Genomic DNA, 12,469 nt, shown 5'->3' on the forward strand with positions numbered 1-12,469 from the left:
TTTCTCATTAACTCATGATCCGCTCAATTTGTAATTCCTTTTCCATTCTTAAATCCACGAAACCTGCATCGGTTTTCATCAGTACTTTAAGAGGGTCATATGGGTTTATCATGATAATCGTCCCAATCTGCTGATTCGTCAGCATGACTTCTTTTCCCACTAGCGTTTCCATCAAGGAATTAATGAATACCAACAAAATTTCAGGATTGAATTTTCCGAATACATCTCGGTTCATTTGTTCGATGACCATATAAAATGGCATGGCCTGATGATAAACCCGATTTGAGGACATGGCATGAAACACATCAGCTATTGCTACGATTTTGGAAAGATAGTAAATATTATTCCCGTTCAGGTTTAATGGATATCCATGCCCATCCTCACGCTCATGGTGCTGAAGTGCCGTCAATGCTATAGAAGGATGGAGCCCTGGTATGTTCTTAAGTAGCTCGTATCCATAAATCGTATGCCGTTTCATTTCTTCATATTCTGCTAAGGTTAGTTTCCCCGGCTTGTCTAATAAACTCTCAGGTATCCTAGTTTTACCAACATCATGAAGGGTTGCCGCTAATGTAAGATTGGAGAGACTTTCACTCGACAATCCGAGCTTCTTCCCTAAATAGGTCGCTATGATCCCGACCCCTATATTATGCTTATACGTATATTCGTTTTTGGACTGCATTTCTTCGAATAAGTAGTAAATATCCGGAATCCTGGCTGCCTCTTGAATGACTGGGACAATTTCCGCTTGAATTCCGTCAATTGTCCTGCGTTGAATTTTCTCTTCTTTGCGTATGTCATCAAATATATTCTTTATTTGTACCGTAATATCGTTTATTTGGTGGTGTAGGTGATCCCCCATTTTTTGTTTATCATAAAGGTCACTAACTGACGACTCTTGGTTTTCTTTTGTCTTTTTATTCAGTTCTTCCAACAAAGAATCGATTTCGGGAATGGTAAGCGGTACTTTCCACTCTTTATTTAACTTTCCTTTTCTTTTATTCATAGCTCCACACTTTTCCTTCTTTTTCCCCATAATACCATATTATTCTATGTTATTGTGAAAAAAGTAGGATCCACTTCTTATACCTGTGTATCATCAACCAGTTTGTTTCCCAGCTCTCTTAATTTTTCTCCCACAGTACACTGTGATATACAGAACTTATGAGCATATGAACGACCTTTATCTTTTCGGAATTGTTTTTGCAGAAAGCAATCCTGGCAGTAAGATACAATCACCTCTTCTACTTCTTCATATATTTTTTTCCGATTCATCGCTATTACGACTCCTTTGATCAATAATTTCCAAATTACTAAAAATGGATTCACCTTGAAGAGCGAGTGTTGCCAAACGATCCGCTTCCTGATTCTCCTTCCGCGAAATTGGCTTATAGACCGGAATGATTTTCATCTTTTCCAGTTTCGCTTCTATGCGATCCAACCATTTATTTAGGGTCTCTTCCATGCATGGCCAATCTCCCGACAATTGATTCAATACAACAAGGGAATCTCCTTTAAAGGAACAGCTTTGATGATGCACACCCAAGTCTTCCATCCGATTCAACGCCTCATAAAATGCAGCATACTCCGCTTCATTGTTGGATTCCAATTGTTCAAGCTTTACATTCGAGCGATTGCGGAAGTGTTTTTTTCCCTGCCGATAATAAATGGCTACGCCTATTCCAGCAGTTTTTTGATCTTTTTGGTAGCCCCCATCAAAAAAGACCGTCACATCCTGCGGCTCCTCTTCAACCACTGTCAAAAGTTTCTTTAATTCTTTCTTCGTCCATGTTGTATCGAAATCATCCTTGAATTCTACGTCCTTCAGTCGGCCCGTTTTTTCAAGGTCGTCAGCTATGATTAAAGCACTTCCGGCATCAAGCCAATCTGAAGTGAAATCCGCTGAAGGTTTCCTGGAGGTTTTATATTTCCAATGCATGATTACTTTCAATGATTTTCAGCTCCTTAAAATCGCTCTATTTCATACGATTAAGTTCGACAATTTTCATACCTATTTTCCGTAATACCATCTATAATATAAAATATACTAATAAATATTCTTATAATATTCCTTTATAGTAGTTCCCTAAACAACACGAATTTCTCACTTTGGAAATGAAATATTTTTCGTTTCCAAAGTGAGAATGATATAGGAAACAAGTTTTAATCATATCATATTAATATTGTGTACTCGAGGAGGAACATCATGATTGAAGTGTATATAGATGGTGCAAGTGCCGGAAACCCTGGACCAAGTGGCGCAGGCATTTTCATAAATAATAACGGTGTGGTAGAGCGTCATTCAATTCCACTTGGCTGTATGGAAAACCACGAGGCGGAATACCATGCATTAATTAAGGCTTTAGAGATTTGTGTTGCCAGTAATTATCAAGTCGTCTCATTCCGTACGGATTCCCAGGCAATTAACCAGGCTATTGAAAAGAAATTTGCTAAAAAGAAATACGGGCCCTTACTTTATGAAGCACTTAAACTAACCGACCAACTAGAGTTGTTTTTCGTGAAATGGATACCAAGTATAGAGAATAAATCGGCGGATGAGTTAGCTCGACGGGCCATACGTCTGAATAAGGATCAACATGAAAAAGACTGCTGATGCAACTTTACTATTCGTGGTATTTATTTGGGGTGTCACATTCGTAATGGTTCAAAATGCGATCTCTTTTCTTGAACCCTTTAGCTTTAATGCTATCCGCTTTTTCATTGCCTTTCTGTTTTTGCTTGTACCATATTTTTTGACTTTACATAAAAAAGGGAATAGATACCATAATGAAACAATGTTGGCAGGACTTCATATCGGGGTTTGGCTTTTCTTGGGTTATGCCTTTCAAACAAAAGGGCTAGAGTTAACGACTCCTGCAAAGACAGGCTTCATTACGGGATTAAGTGTGGTGATGGTCCCCGTTTTTTCGTTGGTGCTCCTAAAATTGAAGCTGTCACGCAATATGGTTCTAGGAGTCGTTGCTGCAACTTTTGGCCTTTACTTAATGGCATTCGTTGACCATTCATCTGTGAATGTCGGGGATTTCTTAGTGTTTCTGTGTGCCATCAGCTTTGCCATGCAAATCATCACGACCGCAAAATATGCAAAAACCCTTCCGGCGCTTCCATTGACGCTAATACAAATAGGGACGGTATCCCTTTTATCCTTTCTCTCCGCCTTGATTTTTGGTGAGAATTATTCAGTAGTCTTCAAGGCTGAGGTCATGCTACAGACAGAGGTTTGGACGGCCTTATTAGTAACTTCAGTCATGGCCACCTCATTTGCTTTTTTTGTACAAACCTATTTTCAGGCCTATACGACGCCCACTAGGGTTGCCTTGATTTTTTCCATGGAACCTGTATTTGCAGCATTGACCTCATACATATGGATTGATGAAAAATTGACAGTTGCTTCTTTAACCGGTTGTGGATTCATTTTTGCCGGCATGATTCTTGCTGAACTTCCACAAAGAAAATCTATACCAAGGGAAGTCACGTAAATAGGCTGGACTTCTACTTACGAAGTCCAGCCTATTTAAGTAAACCTTGTTCTTTAGCGAACGCTACCGCTGCAAAGCGCGTTTCAATGTCATTTTGCTTTAGGTTTTCAAGGAAGGAGATATAAAAACTGCCATCGAACTTTTTTTGGATTTTCAAGGTCAATTCGATTGCCGTATTGACTAAAGTATCACTCGCTTCCGTATACCGTTTGCCAAAATAAATAAAGCCTATGGCATCATCTCCGAAAGAGAAACCTTTTCCTTCAAGAAATCTCACATATTCTTCAGTTGATTGCCCCACTACTGCATCCACTCCAACATTCATACTTTTTTACATCTTACCGTAAATTAGGGATTTTGCCTATCCATTTTTCGACAAAAACCCCTATTTAAATAAAAAGCGAATTCCCTATCATAAGGAATTCGCTCATTTCATTTTATATCATCCGCAATAGTGTTTTATATTCATGATCCCTGGCAAGATTTTGGACTTTCTCGCGGTCGAATCGATAGATTGCCTGATCTAAGGTACATGATATCGGAACATCACATTTGATTTCCGCCAGCTGCCTTGATAAATGAAGCATATCAAGAGCTGATTCAATCTTTGTCCGCTGTCCCTTCGTCAATGAAGCAACATTTTCCAAGATACCCTCAATACTTTGATATTGTATCAATAACTTCAACGCTGTTTTTTCCCCGATCCCTTTTACACCTGGATAATTGTCTGCAGTATCACCCATCAATGCTTTAAGGTCGATCATTTGTCTAGGGGTAATCCCTTTCCATTCAAAGAAACTAGTGGGGTTATGCACTTCATAATTGCCGTAACCCTTTTTTAGTAAGAGAACGGAAATGTTATCTTCAATCAGCTGAAGCATGTCTTGGTCACCCGTTAGGATTCCGACGCGACTATGATTGGCTGAAGCTTTTGCAATGGTACCGATACAGTCATCGGCCTCATACCCTGGAAGCCCTATATTAGGAATATCAAAAGCCTCGACCGCTTGTTTCGCTAATTCGAATTGTGGAATCATTTCCACTGGGGCAGACGTTCTGTTCGCCTTATACCCATCAAATAATTCATTACGGAATGTTTTACTACCCATATCCCAGCAAACTGCAATATGACTAGGGGAGAAATGATTTACCGCTGTGAGCATATGCTTTAAGAAACCCTGTACAGCATTTGTGGGGGCCCCTTTAGAATTAATCATAAACTGGCCTGTGACAGCCGTTGCATAAAAGGCTCTAAATAAAAGTGCCATTCCATCGACAAGCATAAAGGAAGGCTGCTGTTCTTTTTCATTCGTTAACACTTTATCACCTCTATCATGATGTATATCTATTTTACCATAGCTGTACACCTTTTTGAGGATTGTTAATTGGAAATAACTTAATCATCCTATAGGATTATCCGGGTAGGAAATCCAGTCACTGAAGCTTCCTACATATACCTTGACATTAGTGAAACCGGCTTCCTTCAGTGCAATATAATTGGGAGAAGCCGTCACACCTGAACCACAATAAACGATGATTTCCTTATCACCGCTAATACCCTCGAATGTTTTCTTCAGTTCATCCCTTTTCAAGAAATATCCCCCATCAAGAACATTCGTCCATACCTTATTGATTGCCCCCGGTATGTGCCCTGCCTTTTTATCGATAAGCTCTACAATTCCTAAGAACCGTTTAGTTTCCCTTGAGTCTATCAACACCACGTCATCCGGTCTCTTTTCGCTAAACTCCTTCACCTTTTCGTAAGAAGCCAAAATGGGTTCATGTATGTGTAGTCGATATTCTGCCTGTTTATATTCTGGTATATTGGAATCCGAAGGGTACCATCCATCCTTCCATGCCTGATATCCACCATTCAGGATGTAGACATTCTGGTGCCCAATATAGGAAAGCAGCCAAACGAATCTTGAAGCGAAGCTACCCTCCCCACCATCATAGGCAACTAAAATTGTATCGTTGGTTATTCCATATGATTCTAGCTTATTTTTAAACTGAACCAAATTCGGAAGCGGATGTCTCCCTCCATGTTCTTCAACCTGTCCAGATAAGTCTTTTTCTAAATCAAAATATACGGCACCTGTAATATGTTCTTTTTCGTATTCTTTACCGCCCACTTCTGGTGACCCAAGCTTATATCGGCAATCACAAATTCTGACATCCTCTAATTTGCTCATGGATATTAACTCTTCTACCTCTATTATATATCCCATTTTACTATCTCTCCCCCTTTAGAATGGACCAATTTATATGATTGAGTTCCTTCTCCATGTCCCTTCCCACCGGAAGCTTTGTTACATTCTCTTCCAAGAAGGGGAATGTTCCTTTCAAGACCTTAAGATTTTCTTCACTTGCAAGTTTCGGAAAATCTTCGTTTTTTTTAGCCATGAATATTGTAGTCATCCTCTTTTTCATATCTTCTTCAAGCACCACGGACTCCAGCAATTCCCACACATCTATGGGTGGTAGCGATTTTTTTTGGATTAGATAGTGTAACGTCAAATACGATCGATAAACTTGTACCCAAGTTTTAAACGTTTTAATTTCCGTATCCTTTTCTTCAGCCAATCGTTGAATATTGCTCATAATCATGCGGAGGTAATGATGCCCTAAAACCTTTTTGGAATAAGCTACATTCATTAAACTTAGCATATTTCTGCGATAGGTTGGCTCGTCGATAAGTTGAATGGGAGACGTAACTAACTCATAAACAGAAGGGTTACTCTTTAACATGAGCCGGGAGGCCTTGAACAAATCCCATCCTACGAGGTCTAAAGAGCCCTCAACCAACTGGATGGAGTCGACAGGCTTGCTTATCGATAAATAGGTTTTGACTTCATTTTGGACATAAATAAATCTGACATCGAAATCCGAACTTGATGATGATAGACCAAAAGAATGGCTGCCTGTTACAGCAGCCATCATGATTTTAATATGTTCACGCTTTTCAAGTTCGGACAAAAGTGAAATAAGGTTTTCTTTCATAAAGTAACCTCGTTTTCATTATTATTCTAAGAATTCATTTTTACCAATTTTTCTACAGCAGCCTCATAGTAAGGTAAATCTACCTTTTCCTCTAAAGCAGCACGTAACCCAGCAAACACATCGGCTATTTCCGCTTGGAATTTCTTTTGAATCGATAGCAATTCCTGATCCAGAATCGTTGTATATAATTCAAAAAGACGGGCACCCTGTTCTTTCACGTAAATTAAGGCAGGCTCATCCAAGCGCAATTGGATATCCTCACTCATTTTTACCTTTTCATTTTTTTCGAAGAAGCTTTTTGGATTCTTGAACTGAGCTAACTCTTTTTTGAATTCACCCGCATCCATTTGGTTAAAAGCACTTGTGAACTCAAGGGACTCTTTCTCACTTGGTTCATATGGTTGTAACGAAATTGTTTTTCGGACATTCTGGATCTGTTGGAGCAAACCGACTTGTTTTTCATTCAACAATTTATTGACAAACATCTCAGTCCTCAATGCTGTGGCACGCATTTCCTGTGATAGGTCGAATCCTAATGATTCGAGTAGGTCCTTTAAGGCTAACTTAAGGACCTGTTTCAAGTCCTGTCCGTCGTCCTTTATGACAGCAGGGTTGAATGATTCCTTGAAAAAGTCATTGAACCGGAAAAACACCCGTTGTTTACTATAGAAAGTCAATTCATCAATCTCTTTTTTCAACCGTAGTTTTTCGGCATCCCCTTTAATGACTTCCAAAATGCCTGTTATGGTCTGAGCCTCTTGCGCCAATGTCTCAAGGGCCTTTTGCTTGGCTTTCTCATCTTGCTTAGAGGCCGTAATAACATCACGCATTAATTCTTCGGTCCTTCGTACAGCCGCCTGCGCCGATTCGATTGCAAGCCCCGTTAAGTCATGTTCGATGAACGAATCGAATTGCAATTGAAATTCCGTTATTCCACTATCCTGAAGGAAAGAGTGCTTGAATGAACCAGGAAGTTTCTTTTCTGCCAAAGCACCTTTACTAGTAAGCGGGAATAGCTTTGGAAAACGGATACCGAAGCCATTCAATTGATCCGTAACATACTCCATCACTTCTTCCAACTCGTCAGTATTCTGGGCAAGATCGACTGCATTGACGATAAAGAACATTTTATCCATTGCAAAAGAATCCTTAACGCGACCAAGTTGGATCAGGAATTCTCGGTCAGCCTTTGAAAAGGGATGGTTGTAATAGGTCACGAAGAGAATCGCATCCGAGTTTTTAATATACTCGAAGGCAGCTCCAGTATGCCTGGCATTAATGGAATCCGCTCCAGGGGTATCGACAAGCACCATGCCCTGCTTTGTCATTTCACAGTCGTAACGTAATTCAATCAAATCCACGAGACATGACTTCGATTCCTCTGCTGCAAAACTCTTGAATCCTTCCAAATCCACCGTTATGACTGACCCTAAATCTTTTTGGTATGGCGGCATTCCTTGATGGAACGCACGAAGGAAGGATAGATGAGTTTTCCCTTTATCCACTTCACCCGCTTTTTCGATAATCTCCAAAGCTAGTTGATGTGCCTCACTCAGTGACTTGGCAGTTTGGCCAAACGCACTTAAAGCCAATTTCACATCCTCTAGGAGCATTTCTTCGGTTTTTAATTTAACAGTCGCTGTACCATGTGGATGTTCACTGTCCGAAGCCAAGATTTTATTGATTGCGGCAGTGGTAGGGTTCGGTGATACCGGTAAAACGGTTTCCCCCATCAATGCATTGGCGAAAGATGACTTGCCGGCACTGAAAGCACCGAATAATGCAACAGTGAATGTCTGCTTTTCGAGTCTACTCGCCTTCTCTGTTAATTCTTTATAGAGCGATTGGAAACCTTTCAAAGGTTGAATCAGTTTGGCTGCACTTTGTAAGTTTCTTGCCGTATCCATCAATTTTTCCTTACCACGTAAGTCCCCTTTACTCATAGAAGGGGTGACCGATTCGATTTGCACCTTTTTTTCTTCCATGGACGTTTGGGATGGCTTCTGTTTCTTTTCCTGATTTACCGCTTCGGTTTCACTCGTATTCATTATTTTAACCTTGATATTTTTATCTTCTTCATCCCATTGAGTCAGAAGTGCCTCAATATCACTTTCCTTGGCTGACTGTACAGTCTGATTAGCAATGGCATCCAACTGTTCCTTATGAGCGGCTATTTCACCGTGCATTGCTGCTGTAACCTTAAGGGCTTCTGCAAAATCAGCAAAACCTTCCAGCTCTTTATCAATGGATTCTGATTGTAAACCAATTCTTTCTTCCAGGGCGACAATCACTTTATTGAAAAATACATCCGCTTCATCACGGGACTTCTTTTTAATCGTGGAAGCTAGGTCATTGGTATAGTTCAATACATATTCCCCTGTAACATTGACCTGTGGTTTCAGAGATTTCCGGATATACTCTTCTGTAATCTCGATATGTAATGTCTGGGCATCACTTTCTAGCGTTGCATCATGTACTTCTGCCTCAGTAAGAGTCTTTACCGCCAACTCTTTAAGGTGCCATTCAAGTTGAGTCTTAACCTTTTCTTGCAAATCAGCTAAGAAGGATTGAAGGCGCTCCGCACGTTCAGCTTCCGTTTTTTTCTTTGCAAATAATAATCCCATTTTAAAATCGGGCTGGACGGATTCCAAGAATGATTTTCCCAAATCGCGAGTAGTTGCCGGCATGATATACGCGCTTTTCAAAATGACTTCCAAATCCTCGGCAAACTGGGCTTTTATCTTCTCCAAGCGATCCGTTAAAGATCCCTTTTCCTTGATTAGTTTATCCACTTGGCCTGTCAACTTTATCCGCTCTTCATTAGGAAGCTCCGACAGGACTTCAAATTCACTGGCGTGTTCTTCTTCATACTGCTCTTTTAACCAGATAAGATGTCTTTCAACAAGAGCATTCGCAGATTGCATAATGGCGTCCTTGCCATTCGACAAACCATTTTCCGCCATTTCATACAGAAAATTCCGCACAGTTTCAATTTCATTCTCGCTATTGTCCAAATCTCTAACAGACGTAAAAAAGATTCCATCAGGATATACATTCCAATTCGCAAAAGCTTCTGAAACCGATAATTTAAAATTCTGGAAGCTCAGCTCATTTTCATCATGCTTATCAATCATATTGATAATTAAGTACGTCGGTTTTTCCGCTTCTACTAATTCTTTCGTGAAAAGGAAATTCACTTCAGATTGGACATGGTTATAATCCATAACATAAAAAACGACATCTGCTAGATGCAAGGCTGATTCAGTCGATACCCTGTGAGCATCATCGGTCGAGTCAATTCCCGGCGTATCCATGATTGCACAAGAATCTGGCAATTGAAACTGATTGGAGCTAATGGTAATGGCCGATACGGAATCGCCGTCCTTGGCGAATTTCTTTACCTCTTTAAAATCATATGGTGCAGGAAATACTACCGGTGGCTGATGATGATAAAAGACCTTGGCATAGTCATCTCCTTTTTGAACTTTAACTGTATTGGCACTCGTAGGAATCGGACTCGAAGGCAATACTTGATCACCCAAAAAGTAATTGATCATGCTTGATTTCCCTGCGGAAAAATGACCACAAAAAGCAATGATAAATTCTTCTTTATTCACTTTCATGATTAACTGTTTCAGTTTATCGGCATTACCCGTATCGCCTGCCAATTGGAATTTTTCATACATGGCAGTCAAAATCCCCAATTTAGACTGTTGCTTGGTTACTTCAGAAATCATCTTTCCATACCCCTTATTCTATCGTCATTTTGATACTCCTATTGTAAACGATTTCGTTTGTTATTCATACCGTTTGCTTGATGTTTTACTAGTAAAAGACGCCGTAATGCATTGGAAAACTCAAAAAAGCCCACAATTTTGTGGGCTTTCATAAGGCTTATTGCTTTACTGAATGCAGATTCTTACCGAGGTGAGGGTGTTGGGTGGTAACTAGCTTGATTTTCGTTATTTGACTGGGTTAAAGAACGATTCACCTTAGCCGGTTTTTGGATATTATTCAACACATGTTTCATCACAAATGTATATGTAGCGACTGTCAATAAAATGAATAACCAAATCATTACAAAACACCATCCTCTTTTATATTCGTACATTTTTAGTTTTAAATGTCATAGTTTTTCTTTTCAATACAACCATTGAGAATAATTTTCATCTTCATTTAGAATCTTATCACGAACGATAATCATTTTCAATAAGAAAACCAAACTTTTTATTATTTTTGCTTAAAAGCTGTAGAATATTCCGTATGTTCTTTTAAAGCCCTTTCTTCTAGTGGTATCCTCACTGACATCATCCAGACATTTAAAAGGCTGAATATCATTGCTGTATAATAAGCATTGAATAACAGTGAAATAACGATTATTTCAGTGGCCACGATGAGGTAATTCGGATGTTTAACATACCTATAGGGGCCTTTGATGATTACTTCCGCGTCAGGAACGACTATGATTTTTGTATTCCAATGCTTACCAAGAGACATGATCACCCAAACCCGGCCTACTTGGGCCAATAAAAACAACGATAACCAAATCGGCCAAAGGGGAGAAAAAGCTCTAGTAAATCCAACTACCTCAAATATGAGTGCTAAAAAGAAACTCAAGTGCAAGAGGACCATCCACCGATAATGGTCCACTCCATACTCGACTCCCCCAATTCTCTTCATCTGCTTTTCATTTTGCTTGGCGATGTATAATTCAGCAAGGCGCTGTAAGGCAATCAAGCCTATAAAAATCCCAAATAGCATCAGTTCCACCTCATTAATACTAATTCAGATGAAAATCCTGGCCCCAATGCAGCGGCAAGACCATATTGACCAGTTTGACCACTACGCTTCATGAATCTCTCCAGTACATACAAAATCGTAGCCGATGACATATTACCAAACTCTCTTAAAACCGCCATTGATTCCGCCGTCATCCCTTCGTTGAAACCTAACGATTCATGATAGGCATCAATAACCTTCTTTCCGCCAGGGTGGGCTATAAAATCCTTAATATCCCCAAGTCTAAGTCCTTCCTCCTTTAAAAAGTCTTCCACGTTCGGTTTAAGCCATTCCTTGATGATAGTAGGTATGTCTTTTGAGAAGATGACATGGAGGCCCTGGTCTTTCAAATCCCACCCCATCACATCCAATGAATTGGGCATAAGGGTGGATTGTGAATTCAAGAAATGCAGATGGTGGTCTTTATTTGATTTTCCTTCAACCTTAGCATCATCACCGCAGATCAAGACACAGCTAATTCCATCGGAAAATAAAGAGGTCCCAATTAAATTACTTTTGGAAATATCATTTTTCTGAAAGGTTAAGCTACACAGTTCTACACACAATACGATAACCTTTGCTTTCGGAAACGCTTTACAATATTCAAATGCGCGTGATAGGCCACTTGCCCCCCCGGCACAACCCAGCCCCCATATCGGTATCCTTTTCATATGAGAATTAAAAGGAAGTTCATTCATGATCCTCGCATCTATGGTTGGGGTGGCTATTCCAGTACTTGAAATATAAAAAAAGGCGTCAATTTCATTAGGATGAATCCCATTTTTCAAGAAATCAGTATTAGCCAAACACTTTTCTACGGCCTCTTTTCCGAATTCGACAGCCTGTTTAACATATACTTCATTTTTTTCTTGAAAAGTATGATCTTCCCTAAACCAATCCAGGTCATTGGAAAAATACCTATTTTCAACTTGGCCGTTTTTGAACGCCTGCAATAATCGTTCTATATTCTTAAAAGATGCACCGAAAATTTCGCGGGAAAACTCCATGATTTTTTCCTGTGAAAGTTGATAAGGGAGTTTTATGTGGGAAGCAGATAAAAGATATGACATGAATTCACTCCTTATTAAGCAATATATGGTTAAGCTTCCCATTCCCTTTGAATTTGATTCTAAAAAACCACGTAGTCTTAAATACGTATTTTTTCATTATTTTTTTCAATAAAATAGGTA

At 39.6% G+C, this 12,469-nt stretch carries 13 protein-coding genes; 2 read left to right on the top strand and 11 right to left on the bottom strand.

Translation table 11 applies throughout. The features are described 5' to 3' along the window. Window positions 1–7: 7 nt before the first annotated feature. The 3 genes from AC503W_RS11640 to AC503W_RS11650 all read right to left on the bottom strand — a co-directional run bounded on the left by AC503W_RS11640 (window position 8) and on the right by AC503W_RS11650 (window position 1,951). Complete coding sequence (locus tag AC503W_RS11640) at window positions 8–1,006, bottom strand: HD-GYP domain-containing protein (RefSeq protein WP_402988097.1); 999 nt, start codon at window positions 1,004–1,006, stop codon at window positions 8–10. Between the two features lie 77 nt (window positions 1,007–1,083). Then, window positions 1,084–1,275, bottom strand: a complete 192-nt coding sequence (locus AC503W_RS11645) for a zinc-finger domain-containing protein (RefSeq protein WP_402869055.1) — start codon at window positions 1,273–1,275, stop codon at window positions 1,084–1,086. Further along, complete coding sequence (locus AC503W_RS11650; protein WP_402869057.1) at window positions 1,253–1,951, bottom strand: ribonuclease H family protein; 699 nt, start codon at window positions 1,949–1,951, stop codon at window positions 1,253–1,255. The genes AC503W_RS11645 and AC503W_RS11650 overlap by 23 nt, the downstream gene beginning before the upstream one ends. A gap of 255 nt (window positions 1,952–2,206) precedes the next feature. Between AC503W_RS11650 and AC503W_RS11655 the strand changes: the two genes are divergently transcribed. Further along, on the top strand, window positions 2,207–2,614 hold the full coding sequence (locus AC503W_RS11655) for a reverse transcriptase-like protein (RefSeq protein ID WP_402869059.1): 408 nt from the start codon (window positions 2,207–2,209) through the stop codon (window positions 2,612–2,614). After that, window positions 2,598–3,500: a DMT family transporter gene (locus tag AC503W_RS11660; protein WP_427686958.1), complete on the top strand. Its 903-nt coding sequence runs from the start codon at window positions 2,598–2,600 to the stop codon at window positions 3,498–3,500. Before AC503W_RS11655 ends, AC503W_RS11660 begins: the two co-directional genes overlap by 17 nt. Window positions 3,501–3,531: 31 nt before the next feature. Here the strand turns inward: AC503W_RS11660 and AC503W_RS11665 are convergent, their stop codons facing one another. The 8 genes from AC503W_RS11665 to AC503W_RS11700 all read right to left on the bottom strand — a co-directional run bounded on the left by AC503W_RS11665 (window position 3,532) and on the right by AC503W_RS11700 (window position 12,349). Next, a complete protein-coding gene (locus AC503W_RS11665; protein WP_402988092.1) occupies window positions 3,532–3,825 on the bottom strand; it encodes a DUF6123 family protein in 294 nt (97 codons plus the stop codon). Window positions 3,826–3,937: 112 nt separating this feature from the next. After that, a complete protein-coding gene (locus AC503W_RS11670) occupies window positions 3,938–4,783 on the bottom strand; it encodes a 5'-3' exonuclease (protein WP_402988796.1) in 846 nt (281 codons plus the stop codon). Between the two features lie 117 nt (window positions 4,784–4,900). Continuing rightward, entirely contained in the window at window positions 4,901–5,728 is an 828-nt protein-coding gene (locus AC503W_RS11675; protein ID WP_427686956.1) for a sulfurtransferase, read from the bottom strand. Window positions 5,729–5,732: 4 nt separating this feature from the next. Then, window positions 5,733–6,500, bottom strand: coding sequence for a DNA polymerase beta superfamily protein (locus AC503W_RS11680; protein ID WP_402988089.1), 768 nt, complete (start codon window positions 6,498–6,500; stop codon window positions 5,733–5,735). Between the two features lie 26 nt (window positions 6,501–6,526). Continuing rightward, window positions 6,527–10,237 (bottom strand): dynamin family protein, encoded by a 3,711-nt coding sequence (locus tag AC503W_RS11685; RefSeq protein ID WP_494914252.1) that lies wholly within the window; start codon window positions 10,235–10,237, stop codon window positions 6,527–6,529. A gap of 182 nt (window positions 10,238–10,419) precedes the next feature. Continuing rightward, the gene (locus AC503W_RS11690) at window positions 10,420–10,578 is read right to left on the bottom strand and encodes a hypothetical protein (protein ID WP_402988084.1); all 159 of its coding nucleotides are present in this window, start codon (window positions 10,576–10,578) and stop codon (window positions 10,420–10,422) included. Between the two features lie 152 nt (window positions 10,579–10,730). Beyond that, on the bottom strand, window positions 10,731–11,261 hold the full coding sequence (locus AC503W_RS11695; protein WP_402869069.1) for an isoprenylcysteine carboxyl methyltransferase family protein: 531 nt from the start codon (window positions 11,259–11,261) through the stop codon (window positions 10,731–10,733). After that, complete coding sequence (locus tag AC503W_RS11700; RefSeq protein WP_402869071.1) at window positions 11,261–12,349, bottom strand: type III polyketide synthase; 1,089 nt, start codon at window positions 12,347–12,349, stop codon at window positions 11,261–11,263. The genes AC503W_RS11695 and AC503W_RS11700 overlap by 1 nt, the downstream gene beginning before the upstream one ends. Window positions 12,350–12,469 lie beyond the last annotated feature (120 nt).

It is taken from the genome of Peribacillus suis (genome assembly GCF_059384845.1).

Excerpts from the sequence above, each read along its gene's own strand:
- AC503W_RS11670 (WP_402988796.1), bottom strand. The coding sequence starts at position 4,783 with ATGCTTGTCGATGGAATGGCACTTTTATTTAGAGCCTTTTATGCAACG.
- AC503W_RS11680 (WP_402988089.1), bottom strand. The coding sequence starts at position 6,500 with ATGAAAGAAAACCTTATTTCACTTTTGTCCGAACTTGAAAAGCGTGAA.
- AC503W_RS11700 (WP_402869071.1), bottom strand. The coding sequence starts at position 12,349 with ATGTCATATCTTTTATCTGCTTCCCACATAAAACTCCCTTATCAACTT.
- AC503W_RS11690 (WP_402988084.1), bottom strand. The coding sequence starts at position 10,578 with ATGATTTGGTTATTCATTTTATTGACAGTCGCTACATATACATTTGTG.
- AC503W_RS11640 (WP_402988097.1), bottom strand. The coding sequence starts at position 1,006 with ATGAATAAAAGAAAAGGAAAGTTAAATAAAGAGTGGAAAGTACCGCTT.
- AC503W_RS11685 (WP_494914252.1), bottom strand. The coding sequence starts at position 10,237 with ATGATTTCTGAAGTAACCAAGCAACAGTCTAAATTGGGGATTTTGACT.
- AC503W_RS11675 (WP_427686956.1), bottom strand. The coding sequence starts at position 5,728 with ATGGGATATATAATAGAGGTAGAAGAGTTAATATCCATGAGCAAATTA.
- AC503W_RS11645 (WP_402869055.1), bottom strand. The coding sequence starts at position 1,275 with ATGAATCGGAAAAAAATATATGAAGAAGTAGAAGAGGTGATTGTATCT.
- AC503W_RS11655 (WP_402869059.1), top strand. The coding sequence starts at position 2,207 with ATGATTGAAGTGTATATAGATGGTGCAAGTGCCGGAAACCCTGGACCA.
- AC503W_RS11695 (WP_402869069.1), bottom strand. The coding sequence starts at position 11,261 with ATGCTATTTGGGATTTTTATAGGCTTGATTGCCTTACAGCGCCTTGCT.
- AC503W_RS11660 (WP_427686958.1), top strand. The coding sequence starts at position 2,598 with ATGAAAAAGACTGCTGATGCAACTTTACTATTCGTGGTATTTATTTGG.
- AC503W_RS11665 (WP_402988092.1), bottom strand. The coding sequence starts at position 3,825 with ATGAATGTTGGAGTGGATGCAGTAGTGGGGCAATCAACTGAAGAATAT.